Source organism: Streptomyces sp. NPDC017246 (assembly GCF_044331325.1).
Taxonomy (GTDB): Bacteria; Actinomycetota; Actinomycetes; order Streptomycetales; family Streptomycetaceae; genus Streptomyces.
This window is the reverse complement of the sequence record NZ_JBIRMW010000002.1, coordinates 374944-396613: the sequence shown is the minus strand read 5'-3', so window position 1 is coordinate 396613 and position 21670 is coordinate 374944. Positions and strand designations below refer to the sequence as shown.

The 21670-nt window shown below is 73.1% G+C and carries 18 protein-coding genes; 10 read left to right on the top strand and 8 right to left on the bottom strand.

Going from position 1 to position 21670, the window contains the following annotated elements:
• The first annotated feature begins 167 nt into the window (after positions 1–167).
• The 3 genes from ACH4MY_RS06510 to ACH4MY_RS06500 all read left to right on the top strand — a co-directional run bounded on the left by ACH4MY_RS06510 (position 168) and on the right by ACH4MY_RS06500 (position 2781).
• Complete coding sequence (locus ACH4MY_RS06510; protein WP_397998372.1) at positions 168–827, top strand: response regulator; 660 nt, start codon at positions 168–170, stop codon at positions 825–827.
• A 160-nt stretch (positions 828–987) separates the two neighbouring features.
• A complete protein-coding gene (locus ACH4MY_RS06505; RefSeq protein ID WP_397998369.1) occupies positions 988–1440 on the top strand; it encodes a pyridoxamine 5'-phosphate oxidase family protein in 453 nt (150 codons plus the stop codon).
• A gap of 279 nt (positions 1441–1719) precedes the next feature.
• Positions 1720–2781, top strand: a complete 1062-nt coding sequence (locus ACH4MY_RS06500; RefSeq protein ID WP_397999364.1) for a phosphotransferase — start codon at positions 1720–1722, stop codon at positions 2779–2781.
• Positions 2782–2839: 58 nt separating this feature from the next.
• Here ACH4MY_RS06500 and ACH4MY_RS06495 read toward each other — a convergent pair whose 3' ends face one another.
• A complete protein-coding gene (locus tag ACH4MY_RS06495; protein WP_397998366.1) occupies positions 2840–4453 on the bottom strand; it encodes a protein kinase in 1614 nt (537 codons plus the stop codon).
• Between the two features lie 275 nt (positions 4454–4728).
• On the opposite strand from ACH4MY_RS06495, the gene ACH4MY_RS06490 reads away from it, so the two are divergent.
• From ACH4MY_RS06490 to ACH4MY_RS06465, 6 genes are all read left to right on the top strand, one after another.
• Complete coding sequence (locus ACH4MY_RS06490; protein ID WP_397998363.1) at positions 4729–6393, top strand: protein kinase; 1665 nt, start codon at positions 4729–4731, stop codon at positions 6391–6393.
• Between the two features lie 131 nt (positions 6394–6524).
• The gene (locus tag ACH4MY_RS06485) at positions 6525–7289 is read left to right on the top strand and encodes a hypothetical protein (RefSeq protein WP_397998360.1); all 765 of its coding nucleotides are present in this window, start codon (positions 6525–6527) and stop codon (positions 7287–7289) included.
• A gap of 95 nt (positions 7290–7384) precedes the next feature.
• Positions 7385–8071, top strand: coding sequence for a PadR family transcriptional regulator (locus ACH4MY_RS06480; RefSeq protein WP_397998357.1), 687 nt, complete (start codon positions 7385–7387; stop codon positions 8069–8071).
• Between the two features lie 180 nt (positions 8072–8251).
• Complete coding sequence (locus ACH4MY_RS06475; protein ID WP_327163072.1) at positions 8252–8986, top strand: ABC transporter ATP-binding protein; 735 nt, start codon at positions 8252–8254, stop codon at positions 8984–8986.
• Positions 8983–11847 carry an FtsX-like permease family protein gene (locus ACH4MY_RS06470; protein WP_397998352.1) on the top strand — a complete coding sequence of 955 codons (2865 nt, stop codon included), beginning with the start codon at positions 8983–8985 and terminating at the stop codon, positions 11845–11847. The genes ACH4MY_RS06475 and ACH4MY_RS06470 overlap by 4 nt, the downstream gene beginning before the upstream one ends.
• A gap of 120 nt (positions 11848–11967) precedes the next feature.
• A complete protein-coding gene (locus ACH4MY_RS06465; protein ID WP_189833073.1) occupies positions 11968–12513 on the top strand; it encodes a bacterial proteasome activator family protein in 546 nt (181 codons plus the stop codon).
• Between the two features lie 65 nt (positions 12514–12578).
• Here ACH4MY_RS06465 and ACH4MY_RS06460 read toward each other — a convergent pair whose 3' ends face one another.
• The 7 genes from ACH4MY_RS06460 to pdhA form a co-directional block, all read right to left on the bottom strand.
• A complete protein-coding gene (locus ACH4MY_RS06460; protein WP_397998348.1) occupies positions 12579–13565 on the bottom strand; it encodes an NAD(P)H-quinone oxidoreductase in 987 nt (328 codons plus the stop codon).
• A gap of 56 nt (positions 13566–13621) precedes the next feature.
• On the bottom strand, positions 13622–14683 hold the full coding sequence (locus ACH4MY_RS06455) for a potassium channel family protein (protein WP_397999361.1): 1062 nt from the start codon (positions 14681–14683) through the stop codon (positions 13622–13624).
• Positions 14684–14703: 20 nt separating this feature from the next.
• Entirely contained in the window at positions 14704–16173 is a 1470-nt protein-coding gene (locus tag ACH4MY_RS06450; protein ID WP_397998345.1) for a molybdopterin molybdotransferase MoeA, read from the bottom strand.
• Positions 16170–17024, bottom strand: a complete 855-nt coding sequence (locus tag ACH4MY_RS06445; RefSeq protein ID WP_397998342.1) for an NTP transferase domain-containing protein — start codon at positions 17022–17024, stop codon at positions 16170–16172. The genes ACH4MY_RS06450 and ACH4MY_RS06445 overlap by 4 nt, the downstream gene beginning before the upstream one ends.
• A 127-nt stretch (positions 17025–17151) precedes the next feature.
• Entirely contained in the window at positions 17152–18552 is a 1401-nt protein-coding gene (locus tag ACH4MY_RS06440; protein WP_397998340.1) for a dihydrolipoamide acetyltransferase family protein, read from the bottom strand.
• Positions 18552–19598, bottom strand: coding sequence for an alpha-ketoacid dehydrogenase subunit beta (locus ACH4MY_RS06435; RefSeq protein ID WP_397998337.1), 1047 nt, complete (start codon positions 19596–19598; stop codon positions 18552–18554). The genes ACH4MY_RS06440 and ACH4MY_RS06435 overlap by 1 nt, the downstream gene beginning before the upstream one ends.
• Positions 19598–20758, bottom strand: a complete 1161-nt coding sequence (pdhA, locus tag ACH4MY_RS06430) for a pyruvate dehydrogenase (acetyl-transferring) E1 component subunit alpha (RefSeq protein WP_397999359.1) — start codon at positions 20756–20758, stop codon at positions 19598–19600. The genes ACH4MY_RS06435 and pdhA overlap by 1 nt, the downstream gene beginning before the upstream one ends.
• A gap of 177 nt (positions 20759–20935) precedes the next feature.
• Between pdhA and ACH4MY_RS06425 the strand changes: the two genes are divergently transcribed.
• Positions 20936–21526, top strand: a complete 591-nt coding sequence (locus ACH4MY_RS06425; protein WP_397998333.1) for an Lrp/AsnC family transcriptional regulator — start codon at positions 20936–20938, stop codon at positions 21524–21526.
• The last annotated feature ends 144 nt before the right edge of the window (positions 21527–21670 follow it).

Below are 21670 nucleotides of genomic sequence, written 5' to 3'. Positions count from 1 at the left end.
AAACCCCACTTGACCTGCGATTTTGCTTGGATTTCCAAGTAAATCGAGAAAAGTGGGAACAGCGGCTGGTCAGCGCGTCGGCAACGGCCAGACGGGCCGCCGGAACAACCGGCACGTTATCCCGCGCACCCCGGGCGCGGGAAGAGCCAATATGTGAGACTGACCGCGTGCGCGAAGAAGGAAAAATCCGGGTATTTCTGCTGGACGACCACGAAGTCGTACGGCGCGGCGTCCACGAGCTGCTCTCCGTGGAGGACGACATCGAGGTGGTCGGAGAGGCCGGGACGGCGGCGGACGCGCTGGTCAGGATCCCCGCGACCCGTCCCGACGTCGCGGTCCTCGACGTCCGGCTGCCGGACGGCAGCGGGGTCGAGGTGTGCCGCGAGATCCGTTCGCAGGACGAGGACGTCAAATGCCTGATGCTCACCTCGTACGCGGATGACGAGGCCCTCTTCGACGCGATCATGGCCGGGGCCTCGGGATACGTCCTCAAGGCCATCCGCGGCAACGAGCTGCTGAACGCGGTACGGGACGTGGCGGCCGGCAAGTCGCTGCTCGACCCGGTCGCGACCGCCCGCGTCCTGGAGCGGCTGCGCGACGGCAACAACCCGAAGCGTGACGACAAGCTCGCCAACCTGACGGATCAGGAGCGCAAGATCCTGGACCTGATCGGAGAGGGCCTGACCAACCGGGTCATCGGCGAGCGGCTCCACCTCGCGGAGAAGACCATCAAGAACTACGTCTCCAGCCTGCTGTCGAAGCTGGGCATGGAGCGGCGTTCCCAGGCCGCGGCGTACGTCGCGCGGCTCCAGGCGGAGCGTCACTGACGGTCGCGCGGGCGAGACCGGCCCGGCGCCGGGCGCGGCCGGTGCCTCACCCGTACGGCCCAGAGCGGGGCCGCCGGGCCCGGTTCGGGACCTACGTCCTCGTGAACGCGGGGCAGGGGCCCCTTTTCCGACAGGGTGCCGGTGGCGGAGAGTGGATGCCATGTCCACCGACGAGATCCGCGCCATCGAGTTGATCAGCCGCGTGTCGTACGGCCGGGTGGCGACGAGCATGCGGGCGATGCCGTTCGTCGCCCCCGCCCGGCACATCGTGTCCGACGGCCGTGTCCTGCTCCGGCTGCACCGGGGGCTCGGCTACCACCGCGCCTGCAACGGCAGCGTCGTCGCGTACGGCGCGGACAACTTCAACTCCGGGTCCGAGCACCTCTGGTCCGTGCAGTTCACCGGCACCGCCGAGATCGTCGACCCGACCGAGGAGGAGCTCGCGGCCTTCGGTCCCGAGCCGGAGCTGATGGACGGCGAGCCCTTCGCCCCGGTCTACATGCGGATCGAACCGCAGTTCGTGACGGTGCACGCGCTCGACTACGCGAGCGAGACCCCGGCGACCCGTCCCGCCCCCCGTTCCGTGCGGCGACACCTCCACCACGTAGCGTGATCTAACATCTGGCGGGTGCCGCGCTCATCTGAAACGCTCACTCCGCCGGCTGAACCGCTCCCCCCGCCGGAGACCCCCGCCGAAGACCCACGCCCGGCACCCCGGCCCCTCGCCGTCCCAGCCGCCCGCCCGGCGGAAACCGTGCCCACCCGGGCACCAGCCGCACCCACCTGGTCGACCGGCGCCGTGCCCACCCAGCCGACGGTCGCACCCGCCCGGTCCGCAGGCGCCGCACCCGCCCGGTCGGCAGGAGCCGTGCCCACCCGGCGGGCGGGAGCCGTGCCCGGCCGGCCCGCGGAGACCGTGCCCGCCCGGCCCGTCGGCTCCCCGCCCCTCGGGGCCCTGCTGCGCCGCCACCGGCACGCCGGAGAGCCCCTCTCCTGCGTGCCCGTCACCGAAGGACTGCTCAACCGCGGCTTCCGCCTCTCCACCACCCGCGGCACCTACTTCCTCAAGCAGCACCTCGACGCCCCCACCGCCGACCGCGCCACCATCACCCGCCAGCACCGCGCCACCCAGCGGCTGCACGCCCTCGGCCTCCCCGTCGCCCCTCCGCTGCCCGACGCCACCGGCCGCACCGTCGCCGTCATCGACGGCCACTGCTACGCCCTGCACCCCTGGATCGACGGCCGTCACCGCGACGGCACCCAGCTCTCCACCGGCTGCTCCCGCCGCCTCGGCACCCTGCTCGGACAGGTCCACACGGCCCTGGAGCGGGTGATGGGACCCTCGGGGCCCGACGGGGCGCCCGGGACCGCCGACGACGGCGTCTGCGCGAGCGCCGACCTCCTGGACACCTTCCGGGCCATCGAGGAACTCATCCGCCTCGCCCGCGCGCACCGCCCCCACGACAGCTTCGACGCCCTCGCCGAGCACCGCCTCAGGGAGCGCCGCCGGCTGCTCGCCCAGCACGCCCACCACCGGCCGCCGCCCGCCGCGGCCGCGGGCTGGGTGCACGGCGACTTCCACCCGCTGAACCTGCTCTACCGGGGGGCCGAGCCCGCCGCGATCGTCGACTGGGACCGGCTCGGGGTCCGCCCCAGGGCCGAGGAGGCGGTCAGGGCCGCCGCGATCTTCTTCGTACGGCCGGGAGGTGAGCTGGCCCTGGAGAAGGTCCGGGCGTACGCGCGCGCGTACCGGCGGGCGACGGGCGCCGACCGGGCCGAGCTGGCGGCGGCGGCACACCGGGTGTGGTGGGAGCGGCTCAACGACTTCTGGACCCTGCGCTGGCGCTACCAGCTGCACGACCGAAGGGCCGACCCGCAGTTTCCTGCGGTGTCGGCCCTGGCGGTCTGGTGGACCCGCGAGTACGAGGCGGTGCGCGACGCCTTCACGGGGTGAAGGCGCTGCGGCCGGTCGACCGGGTCAGCCGGTCGTCGGGGTCGGCCGGTCGACCGGGTCAGCCGGTCTCGGCGCCCGTCGGGGGCGTGTCCGGGTTGCCGTCGTCCCCGGTGGGATCGGTGGCCGGATCGGTCGTCGGCGTCCCCGTGGGCTCGGTGGGCGGCGCGGTCGTCTTCGTCGGCGTGCCGGTGGGATCGGTGGTCGGCTCGGCCGTGTCCGTCGGCTCGCCCGTGGGGTCGGTCGTCGTCGGCGGGATCGTGGTCGGCGGGGTCGTCTCCGGGGGAGTCCACGGCGCTTGCGTGTTGCCGCCGTCCGACGTGCCCGGGTCCGTCGACTGCTCCTCGGAGGGCTCCTCCGAGGGTGTGGGCTCCTCGGAGGCCGTCGACGGCGAGTTGGTGACGGTCGGCGTCGTGCCGCCGTTCGTCCCGTTCTTGTCGCTCAGGTTCTCGAGGGCGAAGACGACTCCGGCGACGACCGCGATCAGCGCGAGCGCGGCGAACAGCCACACCTTGCCGCGGCCGCCCTTGCCGTGCCCCTGCGGGCCGTACGACCCGTCCTGGCCGTAGCCGCCGTTTCCGCCCGTACCGCCGCCGTACCCGCTGTACCCGCCGTCGTCCGGGTTCATCGGCGGAAGGATCGGCCCCTGCGCGGTCTCGCCGTGCATGGGGTGGCCCATGGCCGTCGTCGCGGCCATGCCGCCGACCGGGGTGTGACCGCCCTCGTGCATCTCGACCGGGCCGGTGTTCCACGTGCCGGTGTGGCCGCCCTGCTGCTGGAGCATCTGCAGGCCGTACTGGATGAGGCCGCGCATCTCCTCGGCGCTCTGGAACCGGTCGTCCGGGTCCTTCGCGAGGGAGCGCATGACCAGGCCGTCGAGCTCCGGCGGCACGGAGTGGGTGACGTCGGACGGCGGGACCGGCACGTCCTGGACGTGCTGGTACACGACGGACAGCGGGGTCTCACCGGTGAACGGGGGCCGCAGTGCGAGAAGTTCGTAGAGCAGGCAGCCCGTCGCGTACAGGTCGGAGCGGTGGTCGACGGCCTTGCCCAGCGCCTGCTCGGGGGAGAGGTACTGGGGGGTGCCCATGACCATGCCGGTCTGGGTCATCGTCGACTGCGCGCCGTGCAGGGCGCGGGCGATGCCGAAGTCCATGACCTTCACGGCGCCGCCGTGGGTGATGATCACGTTCGCGGGCTTGATGTCGCGGTGCACGATGCCGTGCTGGTGCGAATAGGCCAGCGCCTCCAGCACTCCGGAGACGATGATCAGGGCCTGCTCGGGCCCGGGGGCCTCGGCGCTGAGCAGCAGGTCGCGGATGGTGCGGCCCTCGACGATCTCCATCACGATGTACGGCACGGGCCGGCCCGCCACGAGGTCCTCGCCGGAGTCGTACACGGCGACGATGGCGTGGTGGTTGAGCCCGGCGACGGACTGCGCCTCACGGGTGAAGCGCGCCTTGGAGACCGGGTCCTCGGCGAGATCCGCGCGCAGCAGCTTCACGGCGACCGTGCGGCCGAGCCGTACGTCCTCCGCGGCGAAGACCTCCGCCATGCCGCCGCGGCCCAGACGGTGCGTCAGCCGGTAGCGGCCGTCACCGACGACTCCGCCGACGCCCCAGGACTCCGCCGACGAGTCGGGCACACCGCCGCCTGCTCCGGATTCGGGTGCCATCAGTCCTCGCCGTCGTCTGTCGTGCCGTGTCCAGTCGTCACGCTACAGGCTCCGTACGACATCACGGTCCGAGATGGACCGGCCATCAAACCCCTTCCACGTACACCTGTGCAAATTCGACGGGATTGCTCCGCCCCTTCGGAAACACTTCGGGGAACCTTCCTGTGCGGAGGGTCACGGAACGGGCACCCGGCTTGACGTGTCACTGCCCTCGGGCAGACTTGGCCAGGAAATTCCGGATCAACGCCGCCACGCGCGCGTAGGGGGAAGCACAGATGAGCCAGGACGGCGCACAGGGCCGCTATGCGGGCGGTTCGGTCGCGGGCGGCCGGTACCAGCTGCGTGACCTTCTCGGCGAGGGCGGCATGGCGTCGGTGTACCTGGCCTACGACAGCGCACTCGACCGGCAGGTCGCCATCAAGACGCTGCACACGGAGCTCGGCCGGGAGCAGTCCTTCCGCGAGCGGTTCCGGCGCGAGGCGCAGGCGGTCGCGAAGCTGTCGCACACCAACATCGTCTCGGTCTTCGACACCGGCGAGGACACCCTCGACGGCTCCGTCATGCCGTACATCGTCATGGAGTACGTGGAGGGGCAGCCGCTCGGCTCGGTCCTCGCCTCGGACATCCAGCAGTACGGCGCGATGCCGGCCGACAAGGCGCTGAAGGTCACGGCCGACGTCCTGGCCGCCCTCGAGGTCAGCCACGAGATGGGCCTGGTCCACCGCGACATCAAGCCCGGCAACGTGATGCAGACCAAGCGCGGCGTGGTCAAGGTCATGGACTTCGGCATCGCGCGGGCCATGCAGTCCGGGGTGACGTCGATGACACAGACCGGCATGGTCGTCGGCACCCCTCAGTACCTCTCCCCCGAGCAGGCCCTCGGCCGCGCGGTGGACGCCCGCTCCGACCTCTATTCGGTCGGCATCATGCTCTTCCAGCTGCTGACGGGACGTCTTCCCTTCAACGCCGACTCCCCGCTGGCCATCGCGTACGCGCATGTACAGGAGGAGCCGGGCGCCCCCTCGTCCGTCAACCGGGCGGTGACCCCGGCGATGGACGCGCTCGTCGCCCGCGCGCTGCGAAAGAACCCGAACGAGCGGTTCCCGAGCGCGGCGGCGATGCGCGACGAGTGCCTGCGGGTGCTCTCGGCCGGTCAGACCGGCGCCCCGATGATCGTCCAGGGCGGTCCGGTCAGCAGCGGCGCGGGCGTCGGCTCGGCGGTCTTCCCGCCGGTCGGCCAGACCCCGCCGCCGGCCCAGCACGGGGTGCAGCAGCCCTACCTGCCGCCGACGCCGCAGCCGGGGCCGTACGGCCCGGCGACCCCGGCGCCCGGCCCGGCCTACGGCTACCCGCAGCAGGCCCCGACGCCCGCGCCGTCGTACCAGGCCCAGGCCCAGGCCCCGGCGCCGTCGTACCAGGCGTCCGCCCCCGCGTCGTACGCCCCGGCGCACACGCCCGCACCCGCCTCGGCGGGCGGCGGTTCGCGGCGGAACACGCCGGTGATCGTGGGAGCGATCGTCGTCGCCCTGCTCGCGGTGGGCGGCCTGCTCGTGGCGATCAGTCTGAACAAGGACGAGGACCCCGACCCGAAGGCCGGCGGCACGGGCGGCACCGAGACGCAGCAGAGCCAGACCGCGGCCCCCGGCCACAAGGGTCCGGACCTGACCAAGACCATCGACCCGAAGAAGTGCAGCCAGCCGACGGAGTCGAGCGACGACCCGGAGAAGTTCGAGGTCCCGAACTTCACCTACAAGAACATCCAGTCGGTGAAGGACTGTGTCCAGGCCGCGGGCTGGAAGATCATGACCCAGACCCCGGTGGACGAGTCCACGTACGGCGAGGGCACGGTCCTCGAGCAGTACCCGCCGGCCGGTGAGGACATCGCCGACAAGGACGCCGAGTTCACCCTCAAGATCTCGACGGGCAACCCGCCGCAGTAGTCCCGAAGGTTTCTGACGCCTCCTTACACCCCCTTACGCCTGGTGCCGTCGTCCCGGATGCCGGAATTGCCCTGCCGTGTCTACGCTGAATCGACCACCTCGGCGGCTCGGTACGGGAGGGGGGTCACCCGGTGACTCCAGCACTCCGCAGGGCACGGGCGCGGGCTCTCGGCCCCGCGCTCACCTGCGTGTTCGCCTGCGCGTGCGCCCTGTACGGCACGCCTCTCGGGTACGGAGCGGCGCGGGCGTACGGGGCGGAGGCGCCCGGCACCCCGGTGGGGACCTCGGCGTCCGCGCCCGCACCCACCGGCACCGCTCCTCCGGCGTCGTCGACCTCGACCGCTCCGGCCCCTTCCCCCTCTTCGGTCTCCTCTTCCCCCGCGGCCTCCTCGACCGTCACTCCCTCCCGCCCCGTCCCCGGCCCGCCGGGACACACCGGAAGTGCCGGTGCGCCCGCGCCCGCGGCTCCGGCGCCCACCGGCACCGGGGCGCCCTCCGCGTCGACCGCCGAACCCACCGACGCCCCCGCCCCCGCCGGCCCCGCCTCGCTGGCGGGCCGGCCCGCCGGCGAGGGGCGCCCGCGGCCCGGGCGGCCCGAGACGCCGAGTGCCCCGGAGGGCGACACCAGCCCGTCGTCCGAGGACTCCCGTACCGAAACCGCAACAGAGCCGGATGCCCCCGAGGCCGTCGAGGAGGACGCCGGCGCGGTACGCGAGGAGGACGCCGCACTGCCGGAGGTGGCGTCCGCCAGCCGGCCCGGCGCCGCGCCGCACATGGCGTCCGAAGCCTTGCCCACCCTCGTCGACCAGCGGATTCCCGTACTCACCCTGGGAGTCGGGCTGGCCCTGATGGGGCTCGGGATCGGTTTTCTCGGGGTCCGGATGCGGCGCCGCTGAGCCCTCGGGCCCGCCCGGGTCCCCCTTGAGGCGGACCTGCCGCTTCCGTCTCAGGACGGTTGTCCGCGACGGCATACCCGGTATACATACTGAGTATGTCGATCCGCCACGGGCTCCTCGCCCTCCTCGAACGCGGCCCTCGGTACGGCTCCCAGCTCCGTACGGAGTTCGAGTCCCGCACCGGTTCCACCTGGCCGCTGAACGTCGGCCAGGTCTATACGACCCTCAGCCGGCTGGAGCGCGACGGCATGGTCGCCCAGGGCGGCGAGGACACCGCCGGGCACGCGCTCTACGTGATCACCGACAGCGGCCGCACCGAGCTCAGGACCTGGTTCGAGAAGCCGGTGGACCGCACCAGCCCCGCCCGCGACGAGCTGGCCATCAAGCTCGCCATGGCCGTCGGCGCACCCAGCGTCGACATCCGTGACGTCATCCAGTCCCAGCGCCGCCACACCGTGAAGGCGATGCAGGACTACACCCGGCTCAAGGCCCAGGCCCTCGTCGCCGTCGAGAGCGGCGGAGCCCGGGAGCGGGACGACGTGGCCTGGCTGCTCGTCCTGGAGCAGCTGATCTTCCAGACGGAGGCCGAGGCACGCTGGCTGGACCACTGCGAGTCCCGGCTGATCCGCCTGTCGGCGACGGCCGCGGACGCCGGACCCGGCACCGAAGCGCCGACCACCGCGTCGGCACCCCGCACCGAGGCGACCACCGCGGCCGAGGCCCCGACGGCCACCGCCCGACAGGGCGCCGAGGCCGCCCCGCCCGTACCCGGGGTGCGCTGACCGCACGGGCGCACCCCACTCGTACCGCCCGCGCGGTGCCGTCCGCACCGCCCGCGCACGACCTTCCGTACCGCCCGCGCAGTGCCGTCCGCACCGCCCGCGCACGACCTTCCGCACCGCTTTCCACCGCTCGCTCCCGTACCCGGCCGACCGCCGCGTACGCCCAAGGGGGGACCCCTCATGTCCGCACAGCAGCCCGTGCTGCAACTCCAGAACCTGACCCGCGTCCACGGCGCGGGTGCCACCGAGGTGCATGCCCTGCGCGGCATCGACCTCGCCGTGTACCCCGGTGAACTCGTCGCCGTCATGGGCCCGTCCGGCTCCGGCAAGTCCACGCTGCTCACCATCGCGGGCGGGCTCGACACCCCCACCTCGGGCCGGGTGATCGTCGAGGACACCGACATCACCACCGCGAGCGTCAAGGAACTCGCGGCCCTGCGCCGCCGCAGCATCGGCTACGTCTTCCAGGACTACAACCTCATCCCGGCCCTCACCGCCGCCGAGAACGTCGCCCTGCCCCGCGAGCTGGACGGGACCTCTGCCCGCAAGGCACGTGTCGAGGCCCTGAAGGCCCTGGAGGAGATGGGGCTCGGTCACCTCGCCGACCGCTTCCCCGACGAGATGTCCGGTGGCCAGCAGCAGCGCGTGGCCATCGCCCGCGCCCTTGTCGGCGACCGCCGGCTCGTCCTCGCCGACGAGCCGACCGGCGCCCTCGACTCCGAGACCGGCGAGTCCGTGCTCGCCCTGCTCCGCAGCCGCTGCGACGCCGGCGCCGCCGGTGTCCTCGTCACCCACGAGCCGCGGTTCGCGGCCTGGGCCGACCGGGTCGTGTTCCTGCGGGACGGCGCCATCGTCGACCAGACCGTGCGCAGCGAGGCCGATTCCCTGCTGTCGGGCCAGGTGGCTGAGGCGTGAAGACCTGGTTCCACTCCTGGCGGGCCGCGATCCGTATCGCCCGCCGCGACGCCTGGCGTTCCAAGGGCCGCAGCGCCCTCGTCCTGGCCATGATCGCCCTGCCGATCCTGGGTGTCAGCGCCCTCGATCTGACCATCCGCAGCTCCGAGTTGTCCCCGGCCGAACGGGCGGACCGTACGATCGGCGCGGCCGACGCCCGGTTCTCCGACCCCACGTACGGCGGGGCCCCGGTCTTCCAGGACCCGGGCGGCGAGATGAGCACGCCGGCCAAGGACTACGGGGACATGGCCTGGCCGAGCGGCTCCACCGATGTCACCAAGGTCATCCCGGCGGGCGCCACGGTCCTCACGGACACCTCCGGCTCCGCGAAGCTGACGACGGCGCACGGTCTGCTCTCGACCGAGGTCCGTGAGCTGAAGGCCGCCGATCCGATCGCGCGCGGCATCATGCCGCTCCTCGAAGGGCGTTACCCGGAGAAGAACGACGAGGTCATCGCGACCTCGCACTTCCTGGAGACCAGCGGTCTGTCGATCGGCTCGACTCTTTCCGCCCGCAACTTCGACCGCCCGTACCGGATCGTCGGCTCCTACGAGATTCCCGACGCGCTCAAGGCCGACCAGGTCAACGCGCTGCCGGGGGCCTTCCACGCGCCGTACGCGAAGGCCGTCGAGAAGGCCGGTCTGCAGTCGCCCGGAACCTCCACCACGTACCTGGTGCACAAGCCCGGTGGTTTCACGTGGAACATGGTCAAGGAGATCAACACCAAGGGCGTGGTCGTCACTTCGCGAGCCGTGCTCCTCGACCCTCCGGCCGATTCCGAGGTCCCGCTCTACCAGCAGGACGGCTGGGGCAACTTCGAATCCAGCACGGTCGGCAATGCCGCCGAGCTCGCCGCCCTGGGTACCGTCGTCGGTCTGGCGATGCTGGAGATCTGCCTGCTCGCCGGCCCCGCCTTCGCGGTCGGCGCCCGACGTTCGCGTCGCCAGCTCGGTCTGGTCGGTGCCAACGGCGGTGCCCGCAGCCACATCCGGGCCATCGTGCTGAGCGGTGGACTGGTCATCGGTGTCGCCGCCGCGGTCACCGGAACCGTCCTCGCCCTGATCCTCACCCTGGCGCTCCAGCCGGTCCTCGAAGGGGTCATGGGCCAGCGGTTCGGCGCCTTCGACGTCCGGCCGCTCGAAATCCTCGGCATCGCGCTGCTCGCCGTGCTGACCGGTCTGCTCGCCGCCATCGTGCCGGCCGTCACCGCCTCCCGGCAGACCGTCCTCGCCTCGCTCACCGGCCGGCGCGGAATCCGCCGCAGCAGCCGGGTGCTGCCCCTGATCGGCCTCGCGGCCCTCCTGATCGGCGGCGCGATCGCGCTCTTCGGCTCGATGGTCAGCGAGCAGTTCGTCATCGTGGCGGGCGGCTCCGCAATCGCCGAGCTGGGCGTCGTCGCCATGACGCCGGCCCTGGTGGGTCTCTTCGGCCGGACCGGACGCTGGCTGCCGCTGTCGCCGCGGCTGGCGCTGCGGGACGCCGTGCGCAACCGGGGCCGTACGGCACCCGCCGTCGCCGCCGTCCTCGCCGCCGTCGCGGGAACGGTCGCCGTCTCCACGTACATGGCCAGCAGCGAGGCCCAGTACGAGGCCGAGTACGCGGCCCAGTTGCCGTACGGAGCGGTCTCCGCCTTCGTCATGGAGGAGGGCGGCCGGGACGTCGCCGCGGTCCGCGAGGCGCTCCAGCGCTACTTCCCGGTCGACGTACGCGCCGATGTCGAGCGCGTCTCGGTCGGCAAGCCCGGCTGCGAGCCGTGGTCCAGCGACGCGGGCTGCGGCCGCTACGAGGTCGTCATCCCCCCGGGGAACGAGTGCCCCCTGTACGCCACCGTCCCCGACGGCAGTGACCCCTCGGAGAAGTTCACCCCCGAGCAGCGCCGGAAGCTGCTCACCGACGACTGGCGGTGCAACCAGGCCGGCGGCCGCGGCGTGATCTACGTCGACGGAGGCCTGATCGTCGGCGACGCCAAGCTCCTCAAGGTCCTCGGCGTCGAGGACGCGGGAGCCGAGAAGGCCCTCGCCGAGGGCAAGATCGTCAGCTTCAACCGCACCCAGGTCGACAAGAACGGCGCCATCGGGATCCGTCAGATCACCGACCTCGCCGGCGCCGACAAGGCCTCCGAGCAAGGCCGCCCCGCACCCGGCAAGGTCAGCTCCATCCCCGCCTACCGCGTGCCCGGCAGCCCGAACACCTACGGCCTCCAGGCCCTGATGACCCCGGCCACCGCCAAGGCCGCCGGCCTCTCCACCGTCCCGATGGGCGCGTACGCCAGCACCGACCGGATGCCGGACAGCGAGGCGCGCCAGAGGCTCGACGGCGAGCTCAACAAGCTCGGCAGCGACGTCGAGTTCCACCTGGAGGAAGGATTCGTCAACGAGAACAGCATCATCCTGCTCTCGCTGGCCATCTTCGCGGGCCTCGTCACCATCGGCGCCGCCGGCATCGCCACCGGCCTCGCCCAGGCCGACGCCGAGGCCGATCTGAAGACGCTCGCCGCCGTGGGCGCTCCGCCCCGGGTCCGCCGTACGCTCAGCGGCTTCCAGTGCGGCGTCGTGGCCGCGATGGGCGTGATCCTCGGCTCGGCCGCGGGCCTGCTGCCCGCGATGGGCCTCCGGCTCACCGAGGAGCGCGAACGGATCCGCTTCCACGAGCAGTCCGTCGCCGAGGGCTGGGCCACCGACCTGACCCCGCCGGACCTCCCGATCGTCGTCCCCTGGGAGACCCTGGCGGGCCTGCTCATCGCCGTACCGCTCGGTGCCGCGCTGCTCGCCGCCCTGGTGACCCGCTCGCGCGGCGCGCTGGCCCGGCGCGAGGCGACCTGACGGTCACGGCGCGTACGACCTGACGGTCTTCTTTGCCGTCCTGTGCCCCTGTACGAGGGTGGATCACCCTCGTACAGGGGCACACCCCGTGATGACGCGTGTGTACGAGAGAATGGCGGCATGGAGATGCCGAGGAATGACAGGTCGCAGGAGAGCCCCCAGGTCCTCATCGTGGGACAGGACGGAATGGCGCTCGGCGGCACTCAGGGCGACGACGAACCCCGCGAGGTCCCGGTGACGGAAATGGTCGAGCAGCCTGCGAAGGTCATGCGGATCGGCAGCATGATCAAGCAGCTCCTGGAGGAAGTACGCGCGGCACCTCTCGACGAGGCCAGCCGGGTCAGGCTCAAGGACATCCACGCCAGCTCCGTGAAGGAGCTGGAGGACGGGCTCGCGCCCGAGCTGGTCGAGGAACTGGAGCGTCTCTCCCTGCCGTTCACGGACGAGGCGATCCCCTCCGAGGCGGAACTGCGCATCGCGCAGGCCCAGCTGGTCGGCTGGCTGGAGGGCCTCTTCCACGGCATCCAGACCGCGCTGTTCGCCCAGCAGATGGCGGCCCGCGCGCAGTTGGAGCAGATGCGCAGGGCGCTCCCGCCGGGTGCGTCCCACGACGATGACGACGACGACCGCGGCCACGGCGCGATCCGCTCGGGGCCGTACCTGTAGGAGACAGGCCGTACGACAGGAGGGGCCCGGCACACGGCGTGCCGGGCCCCTCACGCATGGGCGGATCAGTCCCGCGACGCCAGGAGCAGCACCTTGCCGACGTGACCGCCGGACTCCAGCACCCGGTGGCCCTCCGCGGCGTCCGGCATCGGCACCGTGCGGTCGACGACCGGCTGGACCGTGCCCGCGCCGATCAGCGGCCAGACGTGCTCCCGTACGGCCGCGACGATCGCCGCCTTCTCCTGCTCCGGGCGGGCCCGGAGCGTGGTCGCCATGACGGCGGCGCGCTTGGCGAGCAGCGCCCCGAGGTTCAGCTCGGCCTTCACTCCGCCCTGGAGCCCGATGACGACCAGTCGGCCGCTCACGGCCAGCGCCTTCACGTTCCGCTCCAGGTACTTCGCGCCGACGATGTCCAGGATGACGTCCGCGCCCGCGCCGTCCGTCGCCTTGTGCAGTTCCTCGACGAAGTCCTGCTCGCGGTAGTCGATGAGGATGTCCGCGCCGAGCTCGGCGCAGCGCGCCAGCTTCTCGGGCCCCCCCGCGGTGACCGCGACCCGCGCCCCGACCGCCTTCGCCAGCTGGATCGCCATCGTCCCGATCCCGCTCGCACCGCCGTGCACGAGCAGCGTCTCGCCGGGCCGCAGATGCGCGATCATGAAGATGTTGGACCAGACGGTGCAGGCGACCTCGGGGAGCGCCGCGGCCGTGGCCAGGTCGACACCCTCCGGAACGGGGAGCAGCTGACCGGCCGGGACGACGACCTTCTCCGCGTAGCCGCCGCCGGCGAGCAGCGCGCACACCTCGTCGCCGACGGACCAGCCGGACACCCCTGGACCGAGTGCCGCGATCCGGCCCGAGCACTCGAGGCCGGGGTAGCGGGAGCTGCCCGGCGGCGGGTCGTAGAAGCCCTGGCGCTGGAGCAGATCGGCGCGGTTGACGGCGCTCGCCACCACCTCGACGAGGACCTCGCCCTCGCCGGGTACGGGGTCGGGCACCTCGGCCCAGACGAGCGCCTCGGGGCCACCGGGTTCCGGAATCGTGATCGCATACATGGCGGCGAGGCTACTCCCGGCACCGGTGCCGGTCCTCCCGGGCCGGCCCTTCGAGGTCAGTCCTCCGGCGGCGTGCTGAGCGGGGTGACCGGCGCGGCGCGGACGATGGTGATCACCCGGTCGGTGAGCTGGAGCGGGCTGGCCGCGGGGTCGTCGTAGCCGAGCAGCCGGTGGCCGCGGAGCACGCTGACGACCAGGTCGCCGGTCTCCCGCACGCTCTTCCCGGCCTCGCTCTTGGTCACCGGGCGCTCGACGAGGTCGAGGCCGGAGCCCTGCTGGATCAGGTCCTCCATCACCGTGCCGGCGCTGGGGCTCAGCACGGAGAGGCCGAGCAGGCGCCCGGCGGCGCTGGCGCTGGTGATGACGGCGTCCGCGCCGGACTGGCGCAGCAGCGGCGCGTTCTCCTCCTCGCGGACCGCGGCGACGATCTTCGCGCCCCGGTTGAGCTGGCGGGCCGTGAGCGTCACCAGGACGGCCGTGTCGTCGCGCTGGGTGGCGATGACGATCTGCCGGGCGCGCTGCACCTCGGCGCGGAGCAGCACATCACTGCGGGTCGCGTCGCCGACGACGCCGACGAACCCGTCCGCGTTCGCCGTCTCGATCACCTTGTTGGAGGGGTCGACGATGACGATCTGCTCCTTGCTGAGACCGGTCGCGCAGAGCGTCTGGATCGCGGACCGCCCCTTGGTGCCGAAGCCGACGATGACGGTGTGGTCACGCAAGGTGGACCTCCAGCGGTTCAGTCGGAACTCCTCGCGGGTCCGCTCGGTGAGGACCTCGAGGGTGGTGCCGACCAGGATGATCAGGAACAGCACGCGCAGGGGCGTGACCAGCAGGATGTTGGCGAGCCGCGCCGTGTCGCTGTACGGGACGATGTCGCCGTATCCGGTGGTGGAGAGCGTCACGGTCGCGTAGTAGGCGCAGTCGAGGAAGTCGAGCGTCTCGTCGGCGTTGTCGTGGTAGCCGTCGCGGTCGATGTAGACGATGAGGACCGTCACCAGGAGCACGCCGAGCGCCATGAGCAGCCGCTTGCCGACCTGGCGGAGCGGCCGCTCGACCTCCCGGCGCGGCAGCCTGATCTGCGGGCCGGAGATCCGCTCGTCCGCCTGTCGGGCCATCACGTCACGACTGGGAAGTTTCACGTGAAACACGCTCCTTGGGCCGGGGCGGCCCCCGCCGCCGTCGGCCAGGGAAGATCGAGGATGTCCAGCTCTTGGCCGGCGCGCGCGCCACCGGGCGGGACGACCGCCAGGCCGTCCGCGGCGGCGATGCCCCGGAGCATGGCCGGTCCGTTGTAGCGCAGGGGTACGGCCCGTCCGCCACGGTGGACGACGGGGACGAGCCGGGTGTCGTACGGATGCCCGTGCACCTCGTCCTGGACGGGTACGCGGTGCGGGGCGGAACGGACTCCGGCTCCGGCCTGGGCGCCGATTCCAGCTCCTGCTTCGGCTCCTGCTTCGGCTCCTGCTTCGGCTCCTGCTCCTGCTCCTGCTCCTGCTCCTGCTCCTGCTCCTGCCAAGGCTGTGAGCAGCGGCTCGGCCAGCGTGAGCAGGCCGGAGACGGCCGCGAGCGGATTGCCGGGGAGCCCGACGAGATGGCGGACGTGCCCGGGCCGGCCGGGCTCGGCGGCGAGGCGGGCGAGCAGCATCGGGTGGCCGGGCCGGACCTTCACCCCGTCGACGAGAAGGGTGGCGCCCGCCTTGGCCAGCACGCCGTGGACGTGGTCCACGGGCCCGGCGGCGGTCCCGCCGGTCGTGAGGACCAGGTCGGCGGGGGAGCCGGTGACGGCCGCGTACAGCTCCTCGGCGTCGTCACCGATCCGGCGGGTGGCGAGGACGTCGGCGCCGAGCGCCGTCAGCCAGGGGCCCAGCATCGGGCCGAGGGCGTCGCGGATGAGTCCCTCGTGGGGGAGTCCCGCCGTGAGCAGCTCGTCGCCGAGGACGAGAACCTCCACCCGGGGTCGGGGCCGTACGGGGAGCTCGTCGTAGCCGGCGGCCGCGGCGAGGCCCAGCACGGCGGGGGTCACTCGGGTGCCCGCGGGAAGGAGCTCGTCGCCGGAGCGGCACTCCTGGCCCCGGGGGCGGATGTCCTGTCCCGGCACGACCTCGCGCAGGGCGTGCAGCAGGGTGCCCGGCTCGTTCCGGACGTGCTCGGTGTGTGAGTGCTCGGTGTGTGAGTGCTCGCTGTGTGCGTGCTCGGTGCGGGAGTGCTCGGTGCGGATGACGGCGGTGGTCCCGGTCGGGACGCGGGCGCCGGTGGCGATCCGTACGGCCTCGCCGTCGGCCGCCACGGCCGCGGGCGCGTGCCCGGCGAGGACGGCGCCGTCCTCGCGTACCGCCCAGGGCCCGGCGCCCGCGACGGCCCAGCCGTCCATGGCGGAGGTGTCGAAGGGCGGCAGGTCGGTGAGGGCGAGCAGCGGCTCGGCCAGGACCTGGCCCAGTGCCTGCCCGAGCGGTGCGCCCAGCGGCGCCCGGCCGCCCCGCGCGGAGTCCCCGGCACGGACGGCGGCGGCTCGCGCCTCCGGCCAGGCGGTGGCCCGGTGCGGCCGCTCGGCCCGTGTGCCGGCGGCGGTTCCCGGGGCCACCGGGGGTGGTTCCTTCAGGCTCATCCGGCCTCGTCCTGCTCGGCCGCCCAGCGCTGGGCCAGCGCGGCGGCCTTGCGGGCGGCCTCGGCGACCGCCTCCGGTCCGCCCTCGGTGCCCGCGCGGGCCGCCGCGTATCCGACCAGGAAGGTGGTCAGGGGCGCGGCGGGGCGGGCCACTCCATGGGCGGCGTCACGGGCCAGATCGAGCAGTACGCCGGTGTCGACGTCCAGCTCGATACCCAGTTCGTCCTTGACTGCGGTGATCCATTCATCCAGCACGGTCCCATGCTCCCTGATGCGGGCCCGGGCCGTGGCGATGTCCTCCCAGGTGTCGCAGTCGAAGGAGGCGAGGGGTCCCGCGGAGACCCGGGTGAGACGCAGTGCCCCGGTGAGCCGTCGCAGCGGACCGCCGGCGAGCGTGCCGCGTTCCTCGGCGACGCGCGCCAGTTCCCGCCGGAGCGGGGCGGTGCGGTACGCGGCGACGAGCGGCTGGTCCCGCCCCTCGGCGTCGGTGAGAAGCGCGGCCTCGGCCCCGGGATCCCCTGCGAGGGCCCCGAGCAGCTGCCGGACGGTGTCCTCGTCGAGGAAGGGCAGGTCGGCGGAGAGGACGAGCAGGACCTCGGCCCCGGTCTCCCGCACAGCGGCGCCGAGGGCGGCGAGCGGCCCTCCGCCGGGCGGATCCTCCCTGGTCCAGCGGACGGGGTGGGTGGTCGGGCGGGGGTTCCCGACGACCACGGTCCGGTCCGCGCCCCGGCAGGCCGTCAGGACCCGGTCGAGGAGCGCCCGGCCTCCGATCCGTACGCCGGGCTTGTCGGCGCCGCCGAGGCGCTCGGCGGCGCCTCCGGCGAGTACGACGGCGTCATGTGGGGTGGTCACCCCAGCAGTATGGTCCGCCCCCGCCGGGCGCCGTCGGGCGCGTCTCCCCCGGTGAGACCGCCCGGCCCGCCGGTGCGTGCGGACCCGGGGGCGGGCCCGTACGCACCGGTCGGTGCCCGGTCGGTGATCAGAGCGTGCGGAGCAGGACCGCGGGCTGCTCGACGCAGTCCGCCACGTACCGCAGGAAGCCGCCCGCCGTGCCGCCGTCACAGACGCGGTGGTCGAAGGTGAACGAGAGCTGCACCACCTGACGGACGGCCAGTTCGCCCTGGTGCACCCAGGGCTTGGGGATGATCCGGCCGACGCCGAGCATGGCGGCCTCGGGGTGGTTGATGATCGGCGTGGAGCCGTCGACCCCGAACACCCCGTAGTTGTTCAGGGTGAACGTGCCACCCGTCAGATCGGCCGGGGTGAGCGCGGAGTGCCGGGCGGCCTCCGTCAGCCGGGCGAACTCCGCCGTCAGGGACTCGGCCGTCCGGGTCCCCGCGTCCTTGACCACGGGAACGACCAGGCCGCGCGGGGTCTGGGCGGCGAAGCCGAGATGCACGGCCGGCAGCCGGACGATCTCCCGGGCGGCGGTGTCCACGGTCGAGTTGAGCTCGGGGAACCGGCTCAGGGCGTGGACGCAGATGCGGGCGAGGAGCGCGAGCAGCGAGATCTTCGGCCCGCCCGCCGCGTTCATCGCCGCCCGTGCGGCCATCAGCTCGGTCGCGTCGGCGTCGACCCAGCAGGTCGCGTCCGGGATCTCCGTACGGCTGCGCGACAGCTTGTCCGCGACGGCGCCGCGGACCCCGCGCAGCGGAACCCGCTCGGCGGCCGGGGCAGCAGCGGAGACCGGTGCGGCGGCCGGGGCGACCGCGGTCTCCTGTGCGGCGACCGGCCCCTCCAGCGCCGCGATGGCCAGCTCCACGTCGGCCCGCAGGATCAGGCCCTCGGGCCCCGATCCGCGTACGTCGCGCAGATCGAGTCCCCGGTCCCTGGCCAGCTTCCGTACGAGCGGCGAGATGACCGGCACCGGACCCTCGTGCCCGCGGACGGCCACGGCGACCGGCGCCGGAGCGGCCACCACGGCCGGGGCCGCCGCGGGGGCGGGTGCGAGGGGCTTCGCCACGGCGTGGCTCTCGTGCCGTACCCGGCGGCGCCGGGCGGCGGGCCCGGCCGTGCCGTACCCGACGAGCACATTGCCCGAGTACTCGGACGACACGGCGGAGTCGGCGGCGTTCTCCCCCACCGTGGGGGCGGCGCCGGGGGCCGCCGCCGCGAGCTCCTCCGGTGCGCCCGTGCCACCCACGGCGACCGTCAGGAGCGGAGCGCCGACGGGCAGTTCGGTGCCCTCCTCGCCGTACCGGGCGGTGACCACACCGCCGTACGGGCAGGGCACCTCGACCATGGCCTTGGCCGTCTCGACCTCGACGACCGGCTGGTCGACGGCGACGACGTCGCCGACACTGACCAGCCAGCGGACGATCTCCGCCTCGGTGAGTCCCTCACCGAGGTCGGGCAGCTTGAACTCGAGCACCTGGGCCATCAGCTTCCCGCCTCCCACTGCAGCCGCGCCACCGCGTCCAGGACCCGGTCCACGCCCGGCAGATGGTGCCGCTCCAGCATCGGCGGCGGGTACGGGATGTCGAAGCCCGCGACCCGCAGCACCGGCGCCTCCAGGTGGTGGAAGCAGCGCTCGCTCACGCGCGCGGCGATCTCTCCGCCGGGGCCGCCGAAGCCGGTCGACTCGTGGACCACGACCGCGCGGCCGGTGCGACGCACCGAGGCGCAGACCGTCTCGTCGTCGAAGGGCACGAGCGACCGCAGATCGACGACCTCCAGGTCCCAGCCCTCGGCCTGCGCGGCCTCCGCCGCCTCCAGGCAGACGGGCACAGAGGGGCCGTAGGTGATCAGGGTGGCGCCGGTGCCCCGGCGCCGTACGACGGCCTTGCCGATCGGCTCGACGGGCGCGGGCGCCTCGGGAGACCAGTCGGACTTGGACCAGTAGAGCCGCTTGGGCTCCAGGAAGACCACCGGGTCGTCGGAGGCGATGGCCGCGCGCAGCAGCCCGTAGGCGTCCTCGACGGTGGCCGGGGTGACGACATGGAGCCCGGGGGTGGCCATGTAGTAGGCCTCGGAGGAGTCGCTGTGGTGCTCGACGCCGCCGATCCCGCCGCCGTACGGCACCCGGATGACGATCGGCATCGGCATCGCGCCGCGGGTGCGGTTCCGCATCTTCGCCACGTGCGAGAGCAGCTGCTCGAACGCCGGGTAGGCGAACGCGTCGAACTGCATCTCGACGACCGGGCGCAGGCCGTACATGGCCATGCCGACGGCCGCGCCGAGGATGCCGGCCTCGGCCAGCGGGGTGTCCGTGCAGCGGTCCTCGCCGAACTCCTTGGCGAGTCCGTCGGTGACCCGGAAGACACCGCCGAGCGTGCCGACGTCCTCGCCCATCACATGGACGGTCGGGTCCTCGGCCATCGCGTCGCGCATGGCGCGCTGGAGCGCCTGCGCCATCGTGGCGGGCTTGGACTTACCGGCCTTCGCGGCGGTCCTGTCCGCCGCGGGTCCGGTTGTCGCCGTCGTCATCACGCCTCACCCTCGGCTTCGAGCTCGGCGCGCAGCTGCGCCGCCTGTTCGCGCAGCTGCGTCGTCTGCTCCGCGTACACGTGGGAGAAGAGGTCCATCGGGTCGAGCACCGGGTCGGCGTTCATCCGCTCGCGCAGCTCCGCGGCCATCGTCTCGGCGGCCTCCGCCGCCGCGCGCCTGCCGTCCTCGTCGAGCAGGCCGCGCTCCGTCAGTTCCCGTTCGAGGATCAGGATCGGGTCGTGCGCACGCCAGGCCTCGACCTCGCCGGCCGCACGGTAGCGGGTGGCGTCGTCGGCGTTGGTGTGGGCGTCGATCCGGTACGTGATGGCCTCGACCAGGGTGGGGCCGCCGCCGCGCCGCGCGCGGGCCACGGCCTCGGTCAGCACCTGGTGGACGGCGACCGCGTCGTTTCCGTCGACGAGCCGGCCGGGCATCCCGTATCCGACGGCCTTGTGGGCCAGGGAGGGGGCGGCGGTCTGCTTGGCGAGCGGTACGGAGATCGCGAAGCCGTTGTTCTGGACGAGGAAGACCACGGGGGCCTGCCAGACGGCCGCGAAGTTCAGCGCCTCGTGGAAGTCGCCCTCGCTGGTTCCGCCGTCTCCGACCATGGCGAGCGCGACCACGTCGTCGCCCTTGAGCCGGGCGGCGTGGGCGAGGCCCACCGCGTGCGGGAGCTGGGTGGCGAGCGGGGTGGAGAGCGGCGCGATGCGGTACTCGCGCGGGTCGTACCCGGTGTGCCAGTCGCCGCGCAGCAGGGTCAGCGCCTGCACGGGGTCGAGACCGCGGGCGACGGCCGCCAGGGTGTCGCGGTACGAGGGGAAGAGCCAGTCCCGCTCCTCCAGGGCGAGGGCGGCGGCGATCTCGCACGCCTCCTGGCCGGTGGTGGACGGGTACACGGCGAGCCGGCCCTGCTTGGTGAGGGCGGTGGCCTGCGTGTTGTACCGGCGGCCGCGGATCAGCTCCGCGTAGAGCCGGAGCAGCAGCGCGGGGTCGGCGTCGGCCACGGCGTCCGTGCCGAGCACGCGCAGCGGCTCGGTGTCGGGCAGCAGCGGGGCGGGGTCGGTACGCGGCTGCCAGGCCGGCGGCGGGGTGGGCCGGTGGGCGGGAGCGGCACCGGGCGGCTCTTGGACTGTCGAACTGCGCTGTTGCAACGAGTCCACCTCCTCGTGGGAGCGGGCATAAGACCCGAAGGCGGGTGGCGCGAGTGTGGCGCGCCTCACCTACCGATTGTTCGGTCGTGGAGGCATTTTGGCTACAGGCACCTCCAGCCTGTGGACAAACGGTTCTCCACAGCCTGGGATGAGTGCAGGTCGTCCACCGGAGAGAGGCGGGGGGACATGGCGGATGAACAAATGGCCGTCGACCGGAACGAGGTTCCGGGCGACGACACGGGCGGCGCGCTCGGCGGGACCGGGAGCGAGGTGCCCGGCGAGGCCCTGAGCGCCCCGATCGGCGTGCCGACGGGCGCGCTTCCGGCACGCCCGCTGGACGCGATCGACCGCGACATCCTGCGGTTGCTGCAAATGGACGGTCGCGCCTCGGTACGCTCCGTGGCCGAGCGGGTGCACGTCTCCCGGGCCAACGCCTACGCGCGCATCAACCGGCTCATCGACGACGGGGTGATCCGCGGCTTCAGCGCCCGGGTGAACCACGAGCGGGCGGGACACGGAGCCTCCGCCTACATCACGCTCAAGATCGTCCAGAACTCCTGGCGCACGGTCCGCGAGCAGCTCAAGACGCTGCCGGGCGCCACACACATAGCGCTGGTCAGCGGCGATTTCGATGTTCTGCTGCTGGTGCACACACCGGACAACCGGACGCTGCGCGAGCTGGTGCTCACCCGGCTCCAGTCGATCCCGGAGGTGCTGTCCACGCGCACGCTGCTGGTCTTCGAGGAGACGGACCTCAACACCGACCCACGCGCCTGAGGGCCTGCCCCGGGCAACATCCCGGGGCAGGCCCTCAGCAGGCCTTCCGTCATGCCGGCCCTCAAGGCCGCAGGCTCCTCGATCAGGGGGCCGGCGCGCCCCAGACCCTCAGCGGGCCCCAGCGACGCCCAGCAGCCCTCGCAG